The sequence below is a fragment of the Acinetobacter sp. X9 genome, from assembly GCF_054889255.1.
Map to the genome: position 1 here is coordinate 3,823,209 of NZ_CM142679.1, position 23,284 is coordinate 3,846,492.

20 protein-coding genes, 2 tRNA genes and 3 rRNA genes are annotated in these 23,284 nt (G+C 41.3%); 12 read left to right on the forward strand and 13 right to left on the reverse strand.

Annotated features, from left to right (window positions below):
• Nucleotides 1-8 precede the first annotated feature (8 nt).
• The 4 genes from ssuD (at nucleotide 9) to ACYU0V_RS18215 (ending at nucleotide 3,672) form a co-directional block, all read left to right on the forward strand.
• Nucleotides 9-1,184: an FMNH2-dependent alkanesulfonate monooxygenase gene (gene ssuD, locus ACYU0V_RS18200; protein ID WP_014208027.1), complete on the forward strand. Its 1,176-nt coding sequence runs from the start codon at nucleotides 9-11 to the stop codon at nucleotides 1,182-1,184.
• The gene (gene ssuC, locus ACYU0V_RS18205) at nucleotides 1,181-1,978 is read left to right on the forward strand and encodes an aliphatic sulfonate ABC transporter permease SsuC (RefSeq protein ID WP_002120785.1); all 798 of its coding nucleotides are present in this window, start codon (nucleotides 1,181-1,183) and stop codon (nucleotides 1,976-1,978) included. The genes ssuD and ssuC overlap by 4 nt, the downstream gene beginning before the upstream one ends.
• A 13-nt stretch (nucleotides 1,979-1,991) precedes the next feature.
• Nucleotides 1,992-2,792 (forward strand): ABC transporter ATP-binding protein, encoded by an 801-nt coding sequence (locus ACYU0V_RS18210; protein ID WP_068562831.1) that lies wholly within the window; start codon nucleotides 1,992-1,994, stop codon nucleotides 2,790-2,792.
• 259 nt (nucleotides 2,793-3,051) lie between these two features.
• Nucleotides 3,052-3,672 carry a TetR/AcrR family transcriptional regulator gene (locus ACYU0V_RS18215; protein WP_081309559.1) on the forward strand — a complete coding sequence of 207 codons (621 nt, stop codon included), beginning with the start codon at nucleotides 3,052-3,054 and terminating at the stop codon, nucleotides 3,670-3,672.
• Nucleotides 3,673-3,709: 37 nt separating this feature from the next.
• Here ACYU0V_RS18215 and ACYU0V_RS18220 read toward each other — a convergent pair whose 3' ends face one another.
• Nucleotides 3,710-4,276, reverse strand: coding sequence for a 5'-methylthioadenosine/S-adenosylhomocysteine nucleosidase family protein (locus ACYU0V_RS18220; RefSeq protein WP_068562832.1), 567 nt, complete (start codon nucleotides 4,274-4,276; stop codon nucleotides 3,710-3,712).
• An 80-nt stretch (nucleotides 4,277-4,356) separates the two neighbouring features.
• Nucleotides 4,357-5,490 carry a TDT family transporter gene (locus ACYU0V_RS18225; RefSeq protein ID WP_199114007.1) on the reverse strand — a complete coding sequence of 378 codons (1,134 nt, stop codon included), beginning with the start codon at nucleotides 5,488-5,490 and terminating at the stop codon, nucleotides 4,357-4,359.
• A 207-nt stretch (nucleotides 5,491-5,697) separates the two neighbouring features.
• Between ACYU0V_RS18225 and ribF the strand changes: the two genes are divergently transcribed.
• The 5 genes from ribF (at nucleotide 5,698) to ACYU0V_RS18250 (ending at nucleotide 11,284) form a co-directional block, all read left to right on the forward strand.
• Nucleotides 5,698-6,699: a bifunctional riboflavin kinase/FAD synthetase gene (gene ribF, locus ACYU0V_RS18230; protein ID WP_199114006.1), complete on the forward strand. Its 1,002-nt coding sequence runs from the start codon at nucleotides 5,698-5,700 to the stop codon at nucleotides 6,697-6,699.
• Between the two features lie 61 nt (nucleotides 6,700-6,760).
• Nucleotides 6,761-9,598, forward strand: a complete 2,838-nt coding sequence (ileS, locus tag ACYU0V_RS18235; RefSeq protein ID WP_227062393.1) for an isoleucine--tRNA ligase — start codon at nucleotides 6,761-6,763, stop codon at nucleotides 9,596-9,598.
• Nucleotides 9,591-10,121, forward strand: coding sequence for a signal peptidase II (gene lspA, locus ACYU0V_RS18240; protein ID WP_060466523.1), 531 nt, complete (start codon nucleotides 9,591-9,593; stop codon nucleotides 10,119-10,121). Before ileS ends, lspA begins: the two co-directional genes overlap by 8 nt.
• 1 nt (nucleotide 10,122) lies before the next feature.
• Nucleotides 10,123-10,605, forward strand: coding sequence for an FKBP-type peptidyl-prolyl cis-trans isomerase (locus ACYU0V_RS18245; RefSeq protein WP_057067883.1), 483 nt, complete (start codon nucleotides 10,123-10,125; stop codon nucleotides 10,603-10,605).
• Between the two features lie 136 nt (nucleotides 10,606-10,741).
• On the forward strand, nucleotides 10,742-11,284 hold the full coding sequence (locus ACYU0V_RS18250) for an NADPH-dependent FMN reductase (protein ID WP_174725014.1): 543 nt from the start codon (nucleotides 10,742-10,744) through the stop codon (nucleotides 11,282-11,284).
• Nucleotides 11,285-11,329: 45 nt separating this feature from the next.
• Here the strand turns inward: ACYU0V_RS18250 and ACYU0V_RS18255 are convergent, their stop codons facing one another.
• From ACYU0V_RS18255 to ACYU0V_RS18295, 9 genes are all read right to left on the reverse strand, one after another.
• The gene (locus ACYU0V_RS18255; protein ID WP_174725012.1) at nucleotides 11,330-11,641 is read right to left on the reverse strand and encodes an ankyrin repeat domain-containing protein; all 312 of its coding nucleotides are present in this window, start codon (nucleotides 11,639-11,641) and stop codon (nucleotides 11,330-11,332) included.
• Nucleotides 11,642-11,791: 150 nt separating this feature from the next.
• Nucleotides 11,792-11,906 (reverse strand): 5S ribosomal RNA (rrf, locus tag ACYU0V_RS18260).
• A gap of 32 nt (nucleotides 11,907-11,938) precedes the next feature.
• Entirely contained in the window at nucleotides 11,939-12,073 is a 135-nt protein-coding gene (locus ACYU0V_RS18265; RefSeq protein ID WP_447512500.1) for a hypothetical protein, read from the reverse strand.
• Nucleotides 12,074-12,094: 21 nt separating this feature from the next.
• A 23S ribosomal RNA gene (locus ACYU0V_RS18270) occupies nucleotides 12,095-14,985 on the reverse strand.
• A 352-nt stretch (nucleotides 14,986-15,337) separates the two neighbouring features.
• Nucleotides 15,338-15,413 (reverse strand) — tRNA-Ala (locus tag ACYU0V_RS18275).
• A 55-nt stretch (nucleotides 15,414-15,468) separates the two neighbouring features.
• Nucleotides 15,469-15,545, reverse strand: a tRNA-Ile gene (locus tag ACYU0V_RS18280).
• 59 nt (nucleotides 15,546-15,604) lie between these two features.
• A 16S ribosomal RNA gene (locus ACYU0V_RS18285) occupies nucleotides 15,605-17,142 on the reverse strand.
• Together the 16S, 23S and 5S rRNA genes with 2 tRNA genes alongside form the textbook arrangement of a ribosomal RNA operon.
• 390 nt (nucleotides 17,143-17,532) lie before the next feature.
• Nucleotides 17,533-18,090 carry a peptidylprolyl isomerase gene (locus ACYU0V_RS18290; protein WP_461848545.1) on the reverse strand — a complete coding sequence of 186 codons (558 nt, stop codon included), beginning with the start codon at nucleotides 18,088-18,090 and terminating at the stop codon, nucleotides 17,533-17,535.
• A 157-nt stretch (nucleotides 18,091-18,247) separates the two neighbouring features.
• Nucleotides 18,248-19,318 carry an alpha/beta hydrolase gene (locus ACYU0V_RS18295; protein ID WP_032057538.1) on the reverse strand — a complete coding sequence of 357 codons (1,071 nt, stop codon included), beginning with the start codon at nucleotides 19,316-19,318 and terminating at the stop codon, nucleotides 18,248-18,250.
• Nucleotides 19,319-19,528: 210 nt separating this feature from the next.
• Between ACYU0V_RS18295 and ACYU0V_RS18300 the strand changes: the two genes are divergently transcribed.
• The gene (locus tag ACYU0V_RS18300) at nucleotides 19,529-19,855 is read left to right on the forward strand and encodes a hypothetical protein (RefSeq protein WP_461848547.1); all 327 of its coding nucleotides are present in this window, start codon (nucleotides 19,529-19,531) and stop codon (nucleotides 19,853-19,855) included.
• A gap of 169 nt (nucleotides 19,856-20,024) precedes the next feature.
• Here ACYU0V_RS18300 and ACYU0V_RS18305 read toward each other — a convergent pair whose 3' ends face one another.
• Nucleotides 20,025-20,255, reverse strand: a complete 231-nt coding sequence (locus tag ACYU0V_RS18305; protein WP_000733015.1) for a hypothetical protein — start codon at nucleotides 20,253-20,255, stop codon at nucleotides 20,025-20,027.
• Between the two features lie 391 nt (nucleotides 20,256-20,646).
• On the reverse strand, nucleotides 20,647-21,513 hold the full coding sequence (locus tag ACYU0V_RS18310; RefSeq protein WP_461848552.1) for an MBL fold metallo-hydrolase: 867 nt from the start codon (nucleotides 21,511-21,513) through the stop codon (nucleotides 20,647-20,649).
• Between the two features lie 107 nt (nucleotides 21,514-21,620).
• Between ACYU0V_RS18310 and ACYU0V_RS18315 the strand changes: the two genes are divergently transcribed.
• Nucleotides 21,621-22,514 (forward strand): LysR family transcriptional regulator, encoded by an 894-nt coding sequence (locus ACYU0V_RS18315; RefSeq protein ID WP_017386232.1) that lies wholly within the window; start codon nucleotides 21,621-21,623, stop codon nucleotides 22,512-22,514.
• A 162-nt stretch (nucleotides 22,515-22,676) separates the two neighbouring features.
• Nucleotides 22,677-23,231, forward strand: coding sequence for a nucleotide exchange factor GrpE (grpE, locus tag ACYU0V_RS18320; RefSeq protein WP_461848555.1), 555 nt, complete (start codon nucleotides 22,677-22,679; stop codon nucleotides 23,229-23,231).
• The last annotated feature ends 53 nt before the right edge of the window (nucleotides 23,232-23,284 follow it).

Sequence of the window (23,284 nt, forward strand, 5' to 3'; positions counted from 1 at the left end):
TAATGCACATGAAAATTTTCTGGTTTATTCCTACCCACGGTGATAGTCGCTATTTAGGTACAAGTAAAGGCGCTCGTCAGGTTGACCATGCCTATATGAAGCAAATTGCTGTGGCAGTAGATAATTTAGGTTACGAAGGTGTACTTATTCCAACAGGTCGTTCATGTGAAGATCCTTGGATTACGGCGGCTAGCCTAATTGATGCAACTCAACACCTTAAATTTTTAGTTGCATTACGACCAGGGGTAACCACACCAGCTTTGGCAGCACGTATGGCTGCAACGTTTGACCGCTTGTCGAATGGTCGTGTATTACTCAACTTAGTGACTGGTGGTGATGAGGCTGAATTACGCGGTGATGGTTTATATGAAGATCACTCAACGCGTTATCAAACTGCCAATGAATACGTAAAAATCTGGCGTGAGATTTTGACACGCTCACATACAGGTGAAGCTTTTACATTCCACGGTGAACGTTTACAAGTGGATGATGCAAAACTACTTTACCCACCTGTTCAAAAGCCTTATCCACCACTTTGGTTTGGTGGTTCTTCAGACGTCGCTGTCGATTTGGCTGCTGAGCAAGTCGATACTTACCTTACGTGGGGTGAACCACCAGAGGCAGTTAAACAAAAGATCGAACATGTTCGTGCTAAAGCTGAGGCTAAAGGCCGCAAATTAACTTATGGCATTCGCTTACATGTGATTGTTCGTGAAACCAACGAACAAGCTTGGGCAGCAGCGAACGAGCTTATCCAATATCTTGATGATGCGACTATTGCTGCGGCACAGAAAAAATTTGCACAAATGGACTCTGTAGGCCAACAACGTATGGCGGCTCTCCATGGTGGTAATCGAGACAAACTAGAAGTATCTCCAAACCTTTGGGCTGGTATTGGTTTAGTTCGTGGTGGTGCAGGTACAGCACTTGTAGGCGATCCTGAAACAGTTGCTGCTCGTATTCAGGAATATGCTGATTTAGGTATTGATACTTTCATTTTCTCAGGCTATCCACACCTTGAAGAATCAATTCGTTTTGCAGAGTTAGTATTCCCGTTATTACCAATTGAAACTCGCGCTAAACTTGCTCAGCCAAATTTAACCGGTCCATTCGGTGAAATTATTGCCAACAATTATGTTCCAGACGAGAAGAAGCTAAATAGTTCCGTCAAGGAGCCTGCATGAGCAAAGCTGAAAGTGTTGTTTCACGTGGAACAAAACAAATCGGGCAGCGTTTGCTGCCTTGGATTTTCCCTATTCTTCTATTGGTTGTTTGGCAAATTGCCTCAAGTTCGGGTCTTTTAGAAAGCCGTATTTTACCCGCACCTACTGCTGTAGTTTCCGCTTTTTGGCATCTACTGGTGAGTGGCGAACTCTGGCAGCACGTTAAAGTCAGTGCTGGTCGTGCACTGCTTGGCCTTCTGATAGGCGGCGGTTTAGGTTTGTTATTAGGTCTACTCAACGGGTCTTCGCGTTTCGCCTCTACCCTGCTCGATACGACCTTACAAATGATTCGTAACATCCCAGCCTTAGCACTTATCCCACTCGTCATCTTGTGGTTCGGTATTGATGAAACAGCGAAATTATTTTTAGTCGCCGTAGGTGTTTTCTTCCCTATCTATATCAATACCTATCACGGTATCCGGTCAGTTGACCCTCAATTGATTGAGATGGGTAAAAGCTACGGACTTTCACGTTGGCAGCTCTACAAAGAAATTATTCTACCGGGTGCGATGCCTTCTATTTTAGTGGGTTTACGCTTTGCTTTAGGTTTGGTTTGGGTATTGCTCATTGTTGCTGAAACCATTTCAGCTCAAGCAGGTATTGGTTATATGACCATGAATGCACGTGAGTTTTTACAAACGGATGTAGTTCTGGTCGGTATTCTTCTGTACGCCTTACTAGGCAAACTGGCAGATGTTTTAGCACAGCTTTTGGAACGCTATTTACTACGTTGGCACTCTGGATATCAGAAATAAGGGAGCTTAGAACATGACAAATCTGAATTTAAATATTAATCAGAATGAAGTGCAGCTCATTCCGGAAGAACCAACAGAATCTCAAGAACCTGTATTAGGAGCAGAGATTCTGATTGAGCAACTTTATAAATTTTATGGTGAGGTAAAGGTCCTCGAAGATCTTGACCTACACATCCAGCCGGGTGAGTTTTTAGCAATTGTTGGCCGAAGTGGTTGTGGTAAAAGCACGTTACTACGTTTAATTGCTCAACTTGAAAAAGCCAGCTTTGGGGAAATCAAATTTAAATCTGCGCGACATTTACGTGAAGGCATTACGAACGATGATATTCGAGTAATGTTCCAAGACCCACGTTTACTTCCTTGGAGAAATATTCTTCAAAATGTTCAACTTGGGCTACCAAAATCGCAACATGCTTTTGCCGAAGAATTACTAGAAAAAGTAGGTTTAAAAGAAAAAGCGGGACAATGGCCTTCCCAGCTTTCAGGTGGTCAACGTCAGCGTACTGCCCTAGCCCGTGCACTGTCGCATACGCCGCGCATATTGTTGCTAGACGAACCTTTGGGCGCATTAGATGCTCTAACTCGGCTTGAGATGCAAAGCTTGATTGAACGCTTATGGAAGGAGCAAGGCTTTACTGCAATTTTAGTCACACACGATGTGAGTGAAGCAGTGCAATTAGCTGACCGTATTATCTTATTAGATAAGGGCAAGATTGCTCAAAGTTTCCAAGTTAATTTGCCGCGCCCGCGTAAAAAAAGTATTACTTTTGCTCAGCTTGAACAACAAGTACTCGATGCGGTTTTGGCAACTTAAGGTTGCGATGAGTAATGAGAACTGTTCAACCGAAAAATGCCCAATTTACGAGCAATAAAACTGCTGTTTTATTGCTCTTTTTTAGGGCGAAATTTAAAAAATATTTTTAAGAATAACAATAAACTAGTGAATCTCTCTATTTTTTGCACAATAGTATATCTATTACGCAAATAACTAGCTGTTTTTTGATTAAAAAAGCAAGACACCTGTGCACAAATCAAACAATTTCCCTTACAATGGGAATATTATTTTTTTAATTATGCAGCAGATGGAACAAAAAAAGAGTACCCAAAAGCGCAATCAGCTTCTTGCTGCGGCCCTTGACGTATTTTCAGTCTATGGGTTCAGTGGAGCAAGTCTGGATGAAATTGCCCAACTCGCCGACATGCATAAGTCGAATATTTTCTATTACTATGAAAATAAAGAGTCTTTATATGTAGAAGTGCTCACAACCGTTTTACAAAAATGGTTGGCCCCCTTACAAACTTTAGAAGCTGAATTAGAACCAACCGAAGCCTTATCTCACTATTTAATTCAAAAAATCGAACTGTCTCGTAGCCAACCGAAAGCATCTAGATTGTTTGCACTAGAAATTATTCAAGGCGCTCCACATATTTTGCCTATACTGAAAGGGCCTTTGAAAAAGCTATTTAAACGCAAAGCTAAAGTCATTCAGACTTGGCAAGAAGAAGGAAAGATTTCCCCAGATATCGACCCAGAATTATTAATCTTAAATATTTGGGGCCTTACGCAAAACTATGCAGATTTTGCAACTCAAATGGAAATGGTGACTGGTAAAACGCTTCGTAACCGCAGTATGTTCCAGCGTTCGATTGAGCATACGGTACATATGATGCTCTACGGCGTATTGCCTCGTTAAAATAAAAAAAGATCGGCAAATTTGCCGATCTTTTTTTTTAGAAATGATTTTGATAAAGGGCTAAGAGCTTCTGGGCACCTAACAATAAATTTTCTTCCCAATCCAGATGTGCAGTGTCATCTGCCCCATCAGTAATATACTTCACCGAGATTAATCGTACACCTAACTTGTGGCACACTTTAGCTAAAGCATATCCTTCCATATCCACCACATCACAAGCTACTTTTGGCTGACCAGTTTCAAATGAATCACCAGTTCCACAAACTGCTTTTGGCAAATCAATAAAATGTGGTTGAAGATGAATTTCAGCTGGCAAGTAATCATCTAACGGCGTTACACCTACTTCAAACCCTAGGGGTGAAACATCCATATCACGTTGTACAAAAGTCTTCACCTCGACCAAATCATGTCGATTAAACGCAGAGCTTCCAGCTGTACCTAGATTAATTAAAGTTTTACAGCCAGTTTTTTGAATAACCTCAAATGCTTTAAAGGCAGCATTAATCTTACCAATACCACTGTAATGGACTTCAACACCTGCCTGTTCAAACAAACCTTTAGATTCATTAGGAAGTGCCATAATTAAAGCAATATCAGTGTTCATTCAAAAAGCTCAAATCAAAATTAAATAAGTTAGAAAATAAGTATAAATCAGGTGCAAAAGCTTTTTGCACCTTTTCATCATTACTGCACTTTTTGTTGTAAAGCGATTAAGCATGGAGAAAAAAACAGTTGACCACTATATGCGCCTGCTAGCGTTTTCTTCATTACAACGCCCCACATCGTCAATAACAGAATACTCAATGCGACAGCAACGTATTGTAAGAATACAATTTCAACCTGATGTCCTAAATTAAATAGTGCGAGAATAAATACACCTAATGGAAAGGTTAAGCCCCACCAGCCCAAGTTAAATGGAATACCTGTCTTTGCGTGACGAAGCGTTGTTAAAATCGCAAGACCAAGCCACCATAATCCAAAACCTAAAAGCACGAGACTACCTACAACTCCTAAAGCTTGAAAGACATTAGCAAATTGGTCAAATCCTACATTTGGCGCCACTCTTTGTGCCTGCTGCCCGAGTAACAATAAACCTAATGCACCTGTACCAATCGGGCCTAAAGAGAGCCAGCTAGAAATAGCGACTTCTTTTTCAGGTAGCTGATGCAAAGCCATACGCAGCATTAAAATTGTCAGAATAGCGAATGCTGGTAAAACAGAGATTCCCCAAAGTACATAGCCAGCCATTAATAAATGAAAGCTATGCATATCTGCTGGTAAATGTGCAACCAACATGCCGGCAGAACTTGCTGCTACTTCACAGGCAACCACAGGTAAAAGCCAGATTGCAGTCATCGTATGTAGCTGATGGTTCTGACGACTAAACATACAAAATGGCACGATCCACGCAATTGCTAGCGCTAAAAAGACATCGATGTACCATAAAGCTTGAGCAATATGGATAGCCACTTCACCGTAAAGCCCGACACCGAAGCTTAAAAAACCATTTAATATCGTTGCGAGCCCCATTGGGATAGCCCCTAAAAACAAGCTCATATTTGGATGATTAAATATTTGCTTCGCTTCATGAGGGAAAAGAAACCACCGCAATAAATAAAGAACTGAAAAAACGCTAAATAAAACAATATTAAATTGCCATAACCAAGTTGCTAATGTGAATAAAAAAGATTGAGCAAATGGCAGCTGGATTAAAATCATACTCACCACGCCAGTACCCATAGTCGCTGTAAACCAATTTGGAGTAAAATGCCGTATAACATCTTTGCTATGATTTAATTGGTAAAAGGGTTTTTTCATCTTAGTTCTCTAATCAAAGAGTGGATAAAGATATAGTAGAGCAAACCACTAATAAGAAAAATTGATTTATTTTTATTTAATTCATCAGTATTTTAAATATAAAGATATTCATTTTGAAAAATAACTGAGTAAAAACACAACAACAAGACGAATCTGTGAGATTATGGCAATATATAGCCCTTGCAAAAATAGCCATATTTTAAGTTCATGAAACTGCTTCGTCTCAATGCGTTATCGCCTAATTTTCAGTTACCTCCAACAGCGGTAACTATTGGTAATTTTGATGGTGTCCATTTAGGCCACCAAGCGATGATTGCTCAACTCAAAAACATTGCTGCAGCACAAGGCTTAAAAACACTGGTCATGATTTTTGAGCCACAACCGCTTGAGTTCTTTAAAGGTTACGATGCACCTCCTCGTATTAATTCATTACGGGAAAAAGTTGAATACCTAGCTGAGCTTGGCGTTGACTATATTGCGGTTGCTAAATTTGATGAACATTTCCGTAGCATGAGCGCATCTGCCTTCGCAGATTTATTAAAAAACAAATTAAATGCCCAGTCATTAGTTTTGGGGGATGACTTTCATTTCGGTAAAGACCGCCAAGGCAACAGTGAATTTTTAAAAGATTATGGCTTCCAAGTAACAAATTTACATACCATTGAACTTGAAGGTGAACGCGTAAGTTCAACCCGTATTCGCCAAGTACTTCAAGTGGGTAATCTTGCTTTAGCAGCTAAATTATTAGGCCGTCCATACAGTATTACTGGGCGTGTCCAATATGGTGACCAAATTGGACGAACTCTTGCTTTTCCAACCATTAATGTTCGTCTCAATCGCCATAAACCTTGTTTAAACGGTATTTATGGCGTTGAAGTCATTTGCGAAACAACTTCTCTCACTGAAAAAGTGTGCCAAGAAACACCTGAGAAACCGGGAATTGCCGGATATCATGAAAATAGCCTCTATGGCGCAGGTCATGTCGGTACACGCCCCGCCATTCAGCAAGAACATCCAGAATGGAGATTAGAAGTACATTTCCCTGATGTTTCTGCTAATCTGTATGGCTTATTTATGCGGGTGACTTTTCTTCACTATCTTCATGGTGAATTGAACTACCCTTCGCTTGAAGCACTTAAGGCTGGAATTGATAATGACGTGCAACAGTTACGACAATACCGTAACGACACGACACAATTTCCTTTTTAATTCGAATTTTGATTGTAAAACATGTCAGCTCCCACGCTGATTAAACTGGAAGAAAACTTGCATGAGCGATAAGCAAACTCCTGAGAATGCAGTGGACTACAAAGCCACGCTAAACCTGCCGGATACTCAATTTGCAATGAAAGCAAATTTGGCAGTACGTGAAGTGAAATGGTTAGAAGAGTGGTATACCGACAACATTTATCAGCAGATTCGTGCATCGCGTATTGGCAAGAAAAAATATATTTTGCATGATGGCCCTCCATATGCGAACGGTACAATTCACTTGGGTCACGCGGTCAATAAAGTACTCAAAGACGTTATTGTAAAAAGCCGTACGCTTTCAGGTTTTGATGCACCATATGTTCCGGGTTGGGACTGTCATGGCTTACCAATCGAACTAAAAGTCGAAGAAAAAGTGGGTAAAGTGGGCGAGAAAGTTGACGCAGCAACTTTCCGTAAACTTTGCCGTGAATACGCGCTAAAACAAATTGATTTACAACGTACTGACTTTAAACGTCTTGGTATTTTAGGTGATTGGGATAATCCCTATCTCACCATGAATTACAAACAAGAAGCCGATATCGTTCGTGCTCTAGGTCTTATCCAGAAAAATGGTCATATCCAGCCAGGCTTAAAGCCAGTGAACTGGTGTATGGACTGTGGTTCAGCGCTTGCTGAAGCAGAAGTTGAATACGAAGATAAAAAATCTGACGCAATTGATGTTGGCTTTGGCGTTGTAGATCTAAAAGATTTAAGTGCCCGCTTAAACGTAGAAGTTCAAGATCCGACAGATATCGTGATCTGGACCACTACACCTTGGACATTACCAGCTAACCAAGCCGTTGCGTTGCATGCAGAAATTGAATATCAATTGGTACAAGTATCTACTGAGCGCGGTAAGCAAAACTTCATTCTTGCTAAAGACCTAGTTGCTTCAGCGATTGAGCGTTACAAGCTTGAAAACCCAGTTGTTTTAGCTGATTTTACAGGTTCGGCTCTTGAAAACCTTACCCTACAACATCCTCTACTTACTGATCGTCAAGTTCCGGTTATTTTAGGTGAACACGTTATCGCAACAAGCGGTACAGGTGCCGTACATACAGCACCTGGCCATGGTGCAGACGACTATAAAGTAGGTCTTCAATACAACCTTAAAGTAGATAACCCCGTGGGTGGTAACGGTGTTTATCTCCCAACTGCTCCAATCTATGCTGGTGAGCACATCTATAAAGCCAATCCAAAGATCATCGAAGCTTTGGGCGCTGTAGGCCGTTTATGGGCTCATCAACCAATTAAACACAGCTACCCACACTGCTGGCGCCATAAGACTCCAATTATTTTCCGTGCTACACCACAGTGGTTCATTAGCATGGATCAAAAAGGATTACGTGAAGGTGCGCTTAATGCCATTGAAAATGATATCGAGTTTGTACCGAACTGGGGTAAAAACCGTATTGAATCAATGATCGAAGGTCGTCCGGACTGGTGTATTTCACGTCAACGTACTTGGGGTGTTCCAATTCCATTCTTCGTTCATAAAGATACGAACGAATTACACCCGCGTACACCTGAACTCATCGAAGAAGTTGCTCAACTGATCGAAGAAGAAGGTATCGAAGCATGGTTCAAACGTGAAGCAAAAGATTTCATTGGTGAAGATGCTGAACAATACAATGCTGTTCGCGATACACTCGATGTATGGTTCGACTCTGGTACAACGCATTACGCTGTACTTGAGCAACGTGATGAATTAGAAAGCCCTGCTGACTTATATTTAGAAGGTTCAGACCAACACCGTGGCTGGTTCCAATCTTCTTTATTAACATCTATGGCAATTCACAATCGTGCGCCATATAAAGCCTTGTTAACTCATGGTTTTACAGTGGACGAAAACGGTCGTAAATTGTCGAAATCTTTAGGCAACTATATCCCGCTTGAAGAAATCATCAAACAGCTTGGTGCAGATGGTTTACGACTATATGTAGCGTCTAGCGACTACCGTTATGAAATCGCAGCATCGAAAGAAATCTTTAGCCGTGTAAGTGATAGCTATCGCCGTATTCGTAATACCCTACGCTTCTTGCTTGCGAACCTAAATGGTTTCAAACCAAGTACTGATGCTTTGGACGTAGATGACCTTATCGCTCTTGATCAATATATTTTGCAGCGTGCGAATGAAGTACAACAAACTATTATCACTGCTTACGAAGAAATGAACTTCCATGTGGTGTGTAGTGCATTAACAAGCTTCTGTATTAATGACTTAGGTGGTTTCTACCTAGATATTATCAAAGACCGTCAATACACCACTAAAGCAGATTCTCAGGCACGTCGTTCTGCACAAACAGCGCTTTATCATATTGTTCAAGCATTTATTCGTTGGATGAGCCCAATCCTAAGCTTTACCGCTCAAGAAGCTTGGCCACTGATTCCAGAACAAACTGAAAAGTATGTATTTACATCAGAATGGTATGACTTGCCTGTTTCATCAAAAGCAAACTTGCTTTCTGAAGAAGATTGGCAAACATTGATTAGCGTAAAATCTGCAGTAAATAAACAGATTGAAGCAGCGCGTAACGCTAAACTTGTCGGCAGTAATCTTTCAGCCAAAGTTGAACTTTGGGCAAGTGAATCATTACAAACAGTTTTAAACCAACTGGCTGATGAACTCCGTTTTGTTCTTATTACTTCGCAAGTAGTAGTACATCCATTTGCTGAGCAAGGTGAAGCAACTGAAATGGAAGGCTTACGTGTACAAATATCTGCAGCTGAAGGTGAAAAATGTGCACGTTGCTGGCACGTTCTTCCAGATGTAAATACACATGCCGATCATCCTGGTTTATGTGGTCGTTGTATTGTGAACGTCACTGGTCGTGGCGAAGTGAGAAAATATGCCTAATTCACAAGCTAAAAAAGGCTTATTCCAGTTTTATCCACATAATCTGATTTGGCTTGGACTTTCAGTCCTTGCCATTGTATTGGATCAATGGACAAAATGGATTGCGAGTACACATCTAAACTATGCAGATCCTGTACCTGTACTTCCATTTTTAAACTGGACACTATTACATAACTATGGTGCAGCTTTTAGCTTTTTATCTGATGCAGGAGGATGGCAGCGCTATTTCTTCACATCTTTGGCGGGCTTAGTTTCAGTACTTTTTGTATTTTGGTTAATGCGTATGCCTAAAAAAATGGTGGTGCTACCTGTAGCCATCGCTTTAATTTTAGGTGGAGCTTTAGGCAATTTAATTGACCGTATTACCCTAGGTTATGTGGTCGATTTCATTCATGTTTATTACCAAGATCATCACTTTCCAGCTTTTAATATTGCGGACAGTGCCATCACTCTAGGTACGATTTTGCTACTCATTGATACATTCTTCCTTGAGAAGCAACGTAACCAAAATTCGGATGCATAATATGACCGAAATTATTCAACCTAACGAAGAAATTCGTATCCAAGAAGGCTCTAAAGTCGACCTACACTTTTCTGTAGCTATCGAAAATGGTGTAGAAATTGACAATACACGTAGCCGTGAAGAGCCAGTTAGTCTGACTATTGGTGACGGAAACCTTTTACCAGGTTTCGAAAAAGCATTATTCGGTTTACGTGCAGGTGACCGCCGTACAGTACACCTTCCACCAGAAGATGCTTTTGGTCCGTGGAATCCAGAAAATGTTCAAACTTTCGATACAGTTAAGTTTGAACAACGCCCTATTCCTGGTCACATGATCGAATTTGAAGATAAGGCAAAAACCACCTTATTCGGTGTAGTAAAATCAGTTAATGATGACATTACAGAAATTGATTTTAATCACCCATTAGCTGGGAAAAATATTACCTTTGAAGTAGAAATATTCAAGGTTACTCCTGAAGGCCAACAAGGCATTAAGCTAATGTAAATAAAAAGCCCTCTAAATGAGGGCTTTTTTATGATTCAATTTTTATTAGTGACATAAGAATCCTTACAAATTCTATATTCTCTCCTACCTATATAATGAATTAAGTTATAAAGATAAAAATTCTTAGGGAAAATACATGCTGGTCTATATTATCGTAGGAAGTGTTCGTGAAGGACGTACAGCAATTAAAGTTGCCAATTGGCTAGAATCCACAATTCCATCATTTAATCTAGAAGATTTTCAGACAGAAGTAATTGATTTAAAAGAATGGAATTTACCGTTATTTTCAGGTTCTCATCCACCTGCTACCGGGATTTATGATCAACCTAAACAACAAGAATGGGCAGACAAAATTGCTCAAGCAGACGCATTTATCTTTATTAGCCCAGAATACAATCATGGTTATAGTCCAGCTTTAAAAAATGCACTCGATTATGTCGGTAAGGAATGGGGTGGTAAACCTGCTGCATTTATTGGTTATGGTTCAACAAATGGCTCTCGCTCTATTAGCCAAATACGTCAAGTCACCTCAAGTTTAAATATCATTGACCCCAACGCTGTAATAGAGATAAGAGATATATTTAAACGTAATAAAGATGAAAAATTCGAAGCTAATGAGTTTGAAGTAAAAGGTCTTCAATCCATTGTTGAGAAACTACAGAAATATCATTTGCCTTAATTGAACAAAAGGCCTCTTTTCTAAACAAAAGAGGCCTTTTTAATTTTATAAACTCTTTAAATACTCCACTACATCAGTATTACCTGCCATTTCTGCAAGCTCTAATGCTGTGTATTCAGTTTTGTAAGCGACATGTGCACCTTTTTCAACTAAGAGCTTTACTATCTCTAAATGATCATTTTCAGCAGCTGCTTGTAGAGCACTATACCCCTCATCATCTGTCTGATTAGGATCTTCTCCCTCTATTAGTAATTCTTTTACTTGATCGATATCACCTAGAGATGCCCAATAAATCAATGCAGGCAAAGATAGCTCTTCATCATCTTCAGGTATTGGAGAGAAAGAATTGATTTTCATGGACGTACCCAAAAATAATAGAGTTCATCATTATATTCATAGAATACAGCCAGAATACAAATCTAATTTTGGATCTATCTTTTATTAAAAATTAAATTCCCCCAATAAAAAACACCCCCATTCGTTAGAACGGGGGTGTTTGTAATAATGAGCTGGCGATGACTTACTCTCACATGGGTAACCCCACACTACCATCAGCGCTAAGAGGTTTCACTTCTGAGTTCGGGAAGGGATCAGGTGGTTCACTCTTGCTATGGTCGCCAGCACAACTGTTTATGGATACTTGCTTCGTTTTATTCACTGTGTGATACGTTGCGTTTTCCAAATCTTTACAGATGGGCTGATTGAATCTGATTTTTCGTTGTTCATTTTAGCTAAGTGTTTAACTAAATCAAGTTGCTTTGCATATTTATGAATCGATTGATGCTTCATATACAACTGCTTGGGTGTTGTATAGTCAAGCCTCACGAGCAATTAGTATTGGTCAGCTTCACATATCACTATGCTTCCACATCCAACCTATCAACGTCCTAGTCTCGAACGGCTCTTTAGAGGAATAAATTCCTAGGGAAATCTTATCTTGAGGTAGGCTTCCCGCTTAGATGCTTTCAGCGGTTATCCCTTCCGAACATAGCTACCCGGCGATGCGACTGGCGTCACAACCGGTACACCAGAGGTTCGTCCACTCTGGTCCTCTCGTACTAGGAGCAGATCCTCTCAAATTTCCAGCGCCCACGGTAGATAGGGACCGAACTGTCTCACGACGTTCTAAACCCAGCTCGCGTACCTCTTTAAATGGCGAACAGCCATACCCTTGGGACCTGCTTCAGCCCCAGGATGAGATGAGCCGACATCGAGGTGCCAAACACCGCCGTCGATATGAACTCTTGGGCGGTATCAGCCTGTTATCCCCAGAGTACCTTTTATCCGTTGAGCGATGGCCCTTCCATACAGAACCACCGGATCACTAAGACCTACTTTCGTACCTGCTCGACTTGTGGGTCTCGCAGTTAAGCGCGCTTTTGCCTTTATACTCTACGCGTGATTTCCGACCACGCTGAGCGCACCTTCGTACTCCTCCGTTACTCTTTAGGAGGAGACCGCCCCAGTCAAACTACCCACCAGACACGGTCCTCGTCCCGGATAACGGGACAGAGTTAGAACCTCAACATTACCAGGGTGGTATTTCAAGGACGGCTCCATTGGAACTAGCGTTCCAACTTCAAAGCCTCCCACCTATCCTACACAAGTAAGGTCAAAGTTCAGTGTCAAGCTGCAGTAAAGGTTCACGGGGTCTTTCCGTCTAGCCGCGGGTACACTGCATCTTCACAGCGATTTCGATTTCACTGAGCCTCTGCTGGAGACAGCGCCGCCATCATTATGCCATTCGTGCAGGTCGGAACTTACCCGACAAGGAATTTCGCTACCTTAGGACCGTTATAGTTACGGCCGCCGTTTACTGGGGCTTCGATCAAGAGCTTCGCTTACGCTAACCCCATCAATTAACCTTCCAGCACCGGGCAGGCATCACACCCTATACGTCCACTTTCGTGTTTGCAGAGTGCTATGTTTTTAATAAACAGTTGCAGCGGCCTGGTTTCTGCGGCTGTCGTCAGCTCAGGAAGCAAGTTCCATCACCAACAACAGCGTACCTTCTCCCGAAGTTACGGTACCATTTTGCCTAGTTCCTTCAGCAGAGTTCTCTCAAGCGCCTTGGTCTACTCGACCTGACCACCTGTGTCGGTTTCGGGTACGATTCCTGTGTAACTGAAGCTTAGAGACTTTTCCTGGAAGCATGGTATCAGCCACTTCACTGTACAAGTACAGCTTGCTATCGGATCTCAGTATAGAGTACCCCGGATTTGCCTAAGATACATACCTACATCCTTCCACCTGGACAACCAACGCCAGGCTGACTTAACCTTCTCCGTCCTCTCATCGCATTACACAGAAGTATTGGAATATTAACCAATTTCCCATCGACTACGCCTTTCGGCCTCGCCTTAGGGGTCGACTCACCCAGCCCCGATTAACGTTGGACTGGAACCCTTGGTCTTTCGGCGAACGGGTTTTTCACCCGTTTTGTCGTTACTCACGTCAGCATTCGCACTTCTGATACCTCCAGCATACTTCTCAATACACCTTCATCGGCTTACAGAACGCTCCCCTACCACTTGACTAATGTCAAATCCGCAGCTTCGGCACATAGTTTTAGCCCCGTTACATCTTCCGCGCAGGCCGACTCGACTAGTGAGCTATTACGCTTTCTTTAAAGGGTGGCTGCTTCTAAGCCAACCTCCTAGCTGTCTATGCCTTCCCACATCGTTTCCCACTTAACTATGATTTTGGGGCCTTAGCTGGCGGTCTGGATTGTTTTCCTCTTGACTACGGACGTTAGCACCCGCAGTCTGTCTCCCGGATAGTACTCATAGGTATTCGGAGTTTGCATCGGTTTGGTAAGTCGGGATGACCCCCTAGCCGAAACAGTGCTCTACCCCCTATGGTATTCGTCCGAGGCGCTACCTAAATAGCTTTCGGGGAGAACCAGCTATCACCAGGCTTGATTAGCCTTTCACCCCTATCCACAAGTCATCCCCTGGCTTTTCAACGACAGTGGGTTCGGTCCTCCAGTTAGTGTTACCCAACCTTCAACCTGCTCATGGATAGATCGCCTGGTTTCGGGTCTATACCCAGCAACTAAACGCCCTATTAAGACTCGGTTTCCCTACGGCTCCCCTATACGGTTAACCTTGCTACTGAATATAAGTCGCTGACCCATTATACAAAAGGTACGCAGTCACACCACGAAGGTGCTCCCACTGCTTGTATGCATGCGGTTTCAGGATCTATTTCACTCCCCTCACAGGGGTTCTTTTCGCCTTTCCCTCACGGTACTGGTTCACTATCGGTCAGTCAGGAGTATTTAGCCTTGGAGGATGGTCCCCCCATATTCAGACAAGGTTTCACGTGCCTCGCCCTACTCGTCATCATTATGTGTGCCCTTTCGTGTACGGGAATATCACCCTCTACGTTCGCACTTCCCAGAGCGTTCCACTAAAACACACATAACTTAATGGGCTGATCCCCGTTCGCTCGCCGCTACTGAGGGAATCTCAATTGATTTCTTTTCCTAAGGGTACTGAGATGTTTCACTTCCCCTCGTTCGCCTTGCAACACTATGTATTCATGTTGCAATACCTACCTTAAAGTAGGTGGGTTCCCCCATTCAGAAATCTCCGGATCAAAGGATATTTGCCGCCTCCCCGGAGCTTTTCGCAGGCTATCACGTCTTTCATCGCCTCTGACTGCCAAGGCATCCACCACATGCACTTAATTACTTGACTATACAACCCCAAACAGTCGTCAACACCTACAAGTGAGTGTTGTCCGTGCGATTCTTCATCGCTACTATCTGTTGTCTGTGTACTTAAACACTGTACAGCTTCAATCTAAATTCACATACCAAAACGCTTGATTCAGTTAATTTGCTAGTTCTCAATTCATTTAGATTAATTGCTTAATCCAAACTCTTGAGTGAACAATTTATTTCAGACTCAATTTTGCCAATCTGTTAATGAATAAACACGCCTTCGTCAGGTCATGCTTAATACCGTGATACTTAAATCACAGAAGTTAATAAACCAAGATCTAAATCTCTATTTACTAATTTCTGTAATCCGAACTTCTCTTAAGTTCTGGTGGAGACTAGGAGAGTCGAACTCCTGACCTCCTGCGTGCAAAGCAGGCGCTCTACCAACTAAGCTAAGTCCCCAGCTTACATCATCAGTCATGTATCTTTTATCTATAACTTCAACCAGTCAAAGTCATGGTGGGTCTGACAAGACTTGAACTTGTGACCCCACGCTTATCAAGCGTGTGCTCTAACCAACTGAGCTACAGACCCTCAGATACATCTATGAAGAACAACTTGTTGTGGATTCTTACCAATCGTCAATCTTTCGTTAAGGAGGTGATCCAGCCGCAGGTTCCCCTACGGCTACCTTGTTACGACTTCACCCCAGTCATCGGCCACACCGTGGTAACCGCCCTCTTTGCAGTTAGGCTAGCTACTTCTGGTGCAACAAACTCCCATGGTGTGACGGGCGGTGTGTACAAGGCCCGGGAACGTATTCACCGCGGCATTCTGATCCGCGATTACTAGCGATTCCGACTTCATGGAGTCGAGTTGCAGACTCCAATCCGGACTACGATCGGCTTTTTGAGATTAGCATCCTATCGCTAGGTAGCAACCCTTTGTACCGACCATTGTAGCACGTGTGTAGCCCTGGCCGTAAGGGCCATGATGACTTGACGTCGTCCCCGCCTTCCTCCAGTTTGTCACTGGCAGTATCCTTAAAGTTCCCGACATTACTCGCTGGCAAATAAGGAAAAGGGTTGCGCTCGTTGCGGGACTTAACCCAACATCTCACGACACGAGCTGACGACAGCCATGCAGCACCTGTATGTAAGTTCCCGAAGGCACCAATCCATCTCTGGAAAGTTCTTACTATGTCAAGGCCAGGTAAGGTTCTTCGCGTTGCATCGAATTAAACCACATGCTCCACCGCTTGTGCGGGCCCCCGTCAATTCATTTGAGTTTTAGTCTTGCGACCGTACTCCCCAGGCGGTCTACTTATCGCGTTAGCTGCGCCACTAAAGCCTCAAAGGCCCCAACGGCTAGTAGACATCGTTTACGGCATGGACTACCAGGGTATCTAATCCTGTTTGCTCCCCATGCTTTCGCACCTCAGCGTCAGTGTTAGGCCAGATGGCTGCCTTCGCCATCGGTATTCCTCCAGATCTCTACGCATTTCACCGCTACACCTGGAATTCTACCATCCTCTCCCACACTCTAGCTAACCAGTATCGAATGCAATTCCCAAGTTAAGCTCGGGGATTTCACATTTGACTTAATTAGCCGCCTACGCGCGCTTTACGCCCAGTAAATCCGATTAACGCTTGCACCCTCTGTATTACCGCGGCTGCTGGCACAGAGTTAGCCGGTGCTTATTCTGCGAGTAACGTCCACTATCTCTAGGTATTAACTAAAGTAGCCTCCTCCTCGCTTAAAGTGCTTTACAACCATAAGGCCTTCTTCACACACGCGGCATGGCTGGATCAGGCTTGCGCCCATTGTCCAATATTCCCCACTGCTGCCTCCCGTAGGAGTCTGGGCCGTGTCTCAGTCCCAGTGTGGCGGATCATCCTCTCAGACCCGCTACAGATCGTCGCCTTGGTAGGCCTTTACCCCACCAACTAGCTAATCCGACTTAGGCTCATCTATTAGCGCAAGGTCCGAAGATCCCCTGCTTTCTCCCGTAGGACGTATGCGGTATTAGCATTCCTTTCGAAATGTTGTCCCCCACTAATAGGCAGATTCCTAAGCATTACTCACCCGTCCGCCGCTAAGATCGGTAGCAAGCTACCTCTCTCCGCTCGACTTGCATGTGTTAAGCCTGCCGCCAGCGTTCAATCTGAGCCATGATCAAACTCTTCAGTTAAAATCATTTTGCACCTTATTAAAGACAAGGTGCCAATTCTGGCTCATCAATTACTGACTTAAATTTCGCTCAAATAAACTTCGAGTAATTTAAACCAATCAATCAATGAAAATTATTTCGATTAATCAATCAGTAAAAATCCACACAAGTTGTTCTTCAATTCTCTTAATGATTTTTCTGCTCTTCGTCAGAGACAGAATTCAACGCAATACTAAGCTTTCATCTCAACCCTGTAAGCTAAGATATTCTCGTGTATCGCGTCGGGATGAGTGCATTATAGGGAAAAAAAACTGGTACGCAAGCACTTTTATAAATATGCACGTTCGACCGGTTCTTTTTCAGCCAAAAAAAATCTCAAAAACAAACAAGCGTTTGATTTATATAGTTAATTTATTTTTGAAGAGTTTTAAACTTTATATCTACTATCTTTATAGACTGTTTTGGTACGTTTTGATGTATGCCATAGTTTGATGTAGGGACCTGAACAATACGGTCAACCACATCCATTCCTTTAATTACTTTTCCAAAAACTGCGTAACCCGGATTACCAGCAGAACGATTTAAAAAATTATTATCTGCAACGTTAATAAAAAACTGACTAGTAGCTGAGTCAGGATTTGCAGTACGAGCCATCGCCAACGTTCCGCGTGTGTTAGCAATTCCATTTCCAGCTTCATTTTTGATAGGTGCTCGCGTAGTCTTTTCCTGCATATTTGCAGTAAGTCCACCGCCCTGCACCATAAAACCAGGAATTACGCGGTGAAATATCGTATCTTTATAAAAACCTGACTTTATATAGTCTTTAAAATTCTTCACACTGTTTGGTGCTTTATCATCATAAAGTTGTATTTCAATATTGCCTAAATTTGTTTGCATTTCAACTAAAGTGTCAGCCCAGACTGAATGGCTGCTTATACCCAAACAACATAACATTAATAATTTTTTCATATCTTCCTACAATAAAATGCAAAACTTAATGAAGGATAAATTTAATCATCTATATAAAAGAATTCTAGTGAGTATTTATTATCTTTTATTTAGTACTTTATATTTTAGATTTGAGTATTAGTCCACGTTCCACGTGAAACATGGACTAAACTTTTATTTAACTATTTTTATCCCAGAACTTTCTGAAGTTCTTACTGATCTCGATGGTATAGCGTTTTGCCTTTTTCGAAATAGGTGTCAAGTTTATAAAACCGTGGGTTTGATCTGGATATTCTTCATAATGCATTTTGACGCCATTTTGTCTTAGCTTATAGCTATAAATTTTCGCTTCATCATGCAATACGTCATGACCAGCCGTAATCACAAAAGCTGGTGGATTCTTTTTCAAATTACCATAGGTTGGAGAAATAATTGGATCATCTAATTCTACATTATGCTGAGTTGCATAATATTGGGTAACATAATTGATATCATTATCTGTTAAAACCAATCCTTCATTATAGGCATAGAAAGAAGGATGTCGGCTTTTAAAATCAACTGTAGGGTAAATGAGAAGCTGTGCTTGTGGAGCATAAGGTTTGTTTACTGATCGTTGAGCCACAACCGTACTGATATTGCCGCCTGCACTATCCCCTGCTACAGCAATACGATTTTTTAATATTTTTAGTTGTCTGCGATTTTGATATACCCAAGCTAATGCATCTTCACATGATTGGATTAAATGTTGAGGTGAGACCTCAGGTGCAAGTGGATAATCAATACTGAGTACTTGTACTTTTGCATATTTTGCCAATATACGACAAACCTCATCATGAGTATCTAAACCACCCACAACGAACCCTCCCCCGTGATAGAAAACAATCAGAGGTAATTTTTTATTCGGTGACGGATGATAGTGTCTTGCGAAAACAGTTCCACTTTGAAGCGGCAAACGAATGTCTTCTACTGAATCAATTTCAGTTGATTTCTGGCGTATAGCCAACATTTGTGTATCAAACTGCCGTCTAGACTCAATAGGATCTGAACCAATGAAACCAATACGTCCCTGTTTAATTTGTACGGCCATCATACATTTAGTAAACGAGTCGAGCTCTGGGTATTGGTAGGCATATCCAAGGATTTTGGCAAGTGATTCTTGAGCTAATCGAGGTAACTTATCAAGAGCTCGAGCAGCAGGCCCTTGGCCCTTATCTAGCAATGTTTGAATTTTTTGATTAAATGCTGTCATGCCTATCTCCATGAATTCCTCTTATCCTTCATATTTTCTACAGAATTCTTTGTTGTTTGACTATATTCGCATACAACTCATGTAATCAAGATACAAAGGTAAAAACCAATCTACGCTAATCTGATTTATAGCAAATGTCATTAACAAATCTGTCGTTTAAAACAGGACTTTTTTGCCAATTATTGTTAACAGACAAAAGGAGATTGTGCTATGTCAGCAAAACTAGTTGTTACTTTATTAGCAACCAGTCTTTTAACTGTAGGTTGTGTTGCTTATACAGATGATCCTTATTACCGCGGTGGTTATGCTTACCATGATCATGATGATGATCGCTATGACCGCAATGATGGACGTCGCTATAGTGACTGGGAACGAAAACGTTGGGAAGAGCGTAAGAGAATATACGAACAACAACGTAAAGATGCTCGCGAACAGGATAGAAATCGTCGTGAGTGGGAAAAAAGACACCGTGAATGGGAGAAGAAAAGATTAGAAGATCGTGATCACAATCATAAAGATTATCATGATGATGACTAAAATCTATTGGAATATGGAAGCCCCAAAGAAAAAATCTCTTGGGGCTTTTTTGTTGAGAAATCCACATTCTCTTGACTATAGAATAATGAGTAGCAGCTCATTTCATATATAAATCGGCATCTTGAATATATGTACTCTATAATCTTTTAACTGTTCTTATCGCTAAGAATTACTGAGCAGTTGCAGAGCCTGAAACAGAACCAGAAGCACCAGCATCAACTTGACCTGGTTGTGCTTGACCAGAAACACCTGCATCTACACCAACACCAGCTTGCACGCCAGATGGGCTAGCGCTAGTTTGAGCTGAACCTGATGCATTTAAGCCAGCTTCAGATGCACAACCAACAGCTGTAAAAGCAACACCAGCAAGCACTACAGAGATAAGACCTAATTTTTTCATAATCACTTTCCTTTCATTACGACAAATATTTAAATGCAAAGTTCATCTTCGCGCTGCCTATAATTCACAATTTTTTTTTCTGGCGTGCGTATCATTGGTTGTCTTTTGTAGTAATAGAAGTACAAATTGTGCAATTTTTTATTAAAACCTCTTCCTTAGCCTCACCTCTACCTTTTATATAGAAGCTATAACTTAAGCTTTTGTTTATTTTTATCAATTTCTAATTTTTATCTTAGCCTTTTACTCTCGTTAAAAATTTTCTCTTCATAGAAACGCTATATAACGTGCGTAGAATGTTACAGAGACTTTTTACTTGAAAATGCCTTATTTCATAAAAAAAGCCGGGGATAGACCACGGCTTTTTAGAAAATTTATGGTGTTTCGATTTTAATTATGGCCATTGCATCTCGCCTTTTACAACTTTTGCACCTAGCTCTAGGCTATCCACACTCTTCAATGTTGGATATTGTTTCTGCATGAACTGACTTAGCTCACTCGCATTTTTACTTACTTTGACCGCTTTCTCATAGCTCTTGAGATAGTCGATAGAAAAGTTAACCGCATCTAAACCTTGTGGAGCTCCCTCAACCATATGAGCTGGGACAACTGTTTGAGGTTGGAGTGATTTAATACTTTCTAAAGCTTGAATCACTTCATTGCGATCTTTAACTTTTGGTGTATCTGCCACCCATAAATGAATACCTGAAGAGACTGGAATACCGCCTACAACTGCTTTTGAAGAAGGAATCCATAAATAAGTAAGTTCTTTCTTACCTTTAATCTCGATCGACTCATTCTCGAGTTTTAAAGTTTTAGCGGTATAAACTTGAGGAACAATAATTTGGCTAGGCGCATTTGCACCCATTTGTGGGCCCCAATATTTCACTTTAAGTGCTTGAGTATCTTGGATATGTTTAACAGTTTCTGGTGTTGCGATGATTTGTACATTTGGGAAGTATTGTTTAAATACATCTAAGCCAAAGTAATAGTCCGGATCGCCATAACTTACGAAAATTGTCTTTAGTGTTTTACCACTATCGAGAATATCTGCAGCAATACGTAATGCTTCAGATTTCGAGAATTGTGCATTCACCAACAGAACTTCTTTATCGCCTTCAATTAAAGTAGAAGTCACGCCGAAATGTTCGGGTTTAGCCAGAAAACTTTGGATCTTCAAATCTTGCGCAAAAGCTGAGGAAGCTACCGTTAAACCAGTGGCAGTTGCTAGGGCTGAAGCAGTTAATTTAAAAAATTTCATTATGTATTCTCCAAATTCATGAGAAATACTTTAAATTGCAATTCTTGTAAGGTAAATGCACTAAATTAAGATAAACTGTTGCACATATTGTAACAATGATAAAGTATATGGACACATTAAAAGCCATACACGTCTTTGTTTCTATTGCTCAACATGGCAATTTAACCAAAGCCGCAGAACATCTAAATTATTCCCGTGCGATGGTTTCACGCTATCTTGAGCACCTAGAGCACACATTCTCAACTCGACTATTTCAAAGAAATACACGAAAAATATCTCTCACACCAGCAGGTGAAAAAGCCCTCCTCTACTGCGAAAATATTTTACAACAACAGCAACTTCTACAAGAGTTAGCCGCACCTGAACAACATAATGGTACGATTCGTTTTACCTGCGGTTTATTTTTATTTCAATTAGGGGTTGGAGAATGTATTCGCCAATTTAAACAGCAACATCCGCATATTCAATTTGATGTATATCTGACTGAAAATACAATGGACTTAATTGATGCTCAGGTCGATTTAGCCTTACGTATAACGCAAAAAGTTGCAGATGGATTAATTGCACGACCTGTTTGTCAAATCGAGTCCGTTTTCTGCGCTCATCCTGATTATTTAAAGCAACACAGCCCCCTCTCCCATCCAAGGCAACTGATTCAACATGAATGTTTAGCTCACCATAGCCAACATCAATTTTGGACACTTTTTGATACTGAACAGCAACCGCAGAATTATCCTTTAAACGTCACCTTTAAAAGTAATGATGTAAATGCTGTTTATGACATGTGTGTACATGCTCAAGGTGTGGCAATGTTACCGACCTTATTAGTTAATAAAGATTTAAAAGAAAAACGGTTAGTGCCTTTATTTAAAAACTTTTCGGCTCCCGAATTAAGTTTGTCGGTGGTATATGCTTCAAGACAACATTTGCCCAAAATAACCCAGGAATTTATTGCTTTTATGATCGAAAATTTAGATTTTTACTTAAAACCGCAAAATTAAAAGTTTTAAATTGCCGTGTACGCTTGAATTTTTAGGCAATGCCCATACTTCATCCCTATTAATGAATTACAGCATATGCATGGCAGTTCAGGTTTTACCCAGTAAATGCTGATGCCAAAAGGACTGTACATGTTTAAAAACCCATTTAAACGGAGATCATCAATGGCTAATGAGCAAAATGAGCAAGCTCAAGACATTCAACACGAGCAAGCAGAGCAATCTAATGAGCAAACTCAGGCTGAAGGTGTAGAGCATGCAAACGACGTTACCGTTGAATCTTTACAAGCGCAAATCACCAAATTAGAAGAAAGCCTAAAACTTGAAAAAGCACGTACTGCGAATGCAGTTTACGAAGCACAAAAAAGTGTAGAGCGTATTCAACGTGAGTCTGACAAGCATAAAGAGACTGTGCTTGAAAAATTTGCAAAAGAATTACTAGATTCTGTTGATAATTTAGAGCGTGCAATTCAAGCAGCTGGCGATGAAGAAACGCCAGTACTTGAAGGTATTAAACTGACCTTGAAGTCGCTGTTAACCACACTTGAAAAATTTGGTGTTGTAGAAGCTGATACGAAAAATGGCTTCAATGCGGATTTACATCAAGCTGTCGGTATTGACCCAAATGCTAAAGCAAATGAAATCGGTAGCGTTTTACAAAAGGGCTATACATTAAATGGTCGCTTATTGCGCCCTGCTATGGTTATGGTTGGTCAATAAATAATTTTTTGAGAGTTTTTAGATTTTTTTTCGCTAAAACGCTTGAAAAAAAT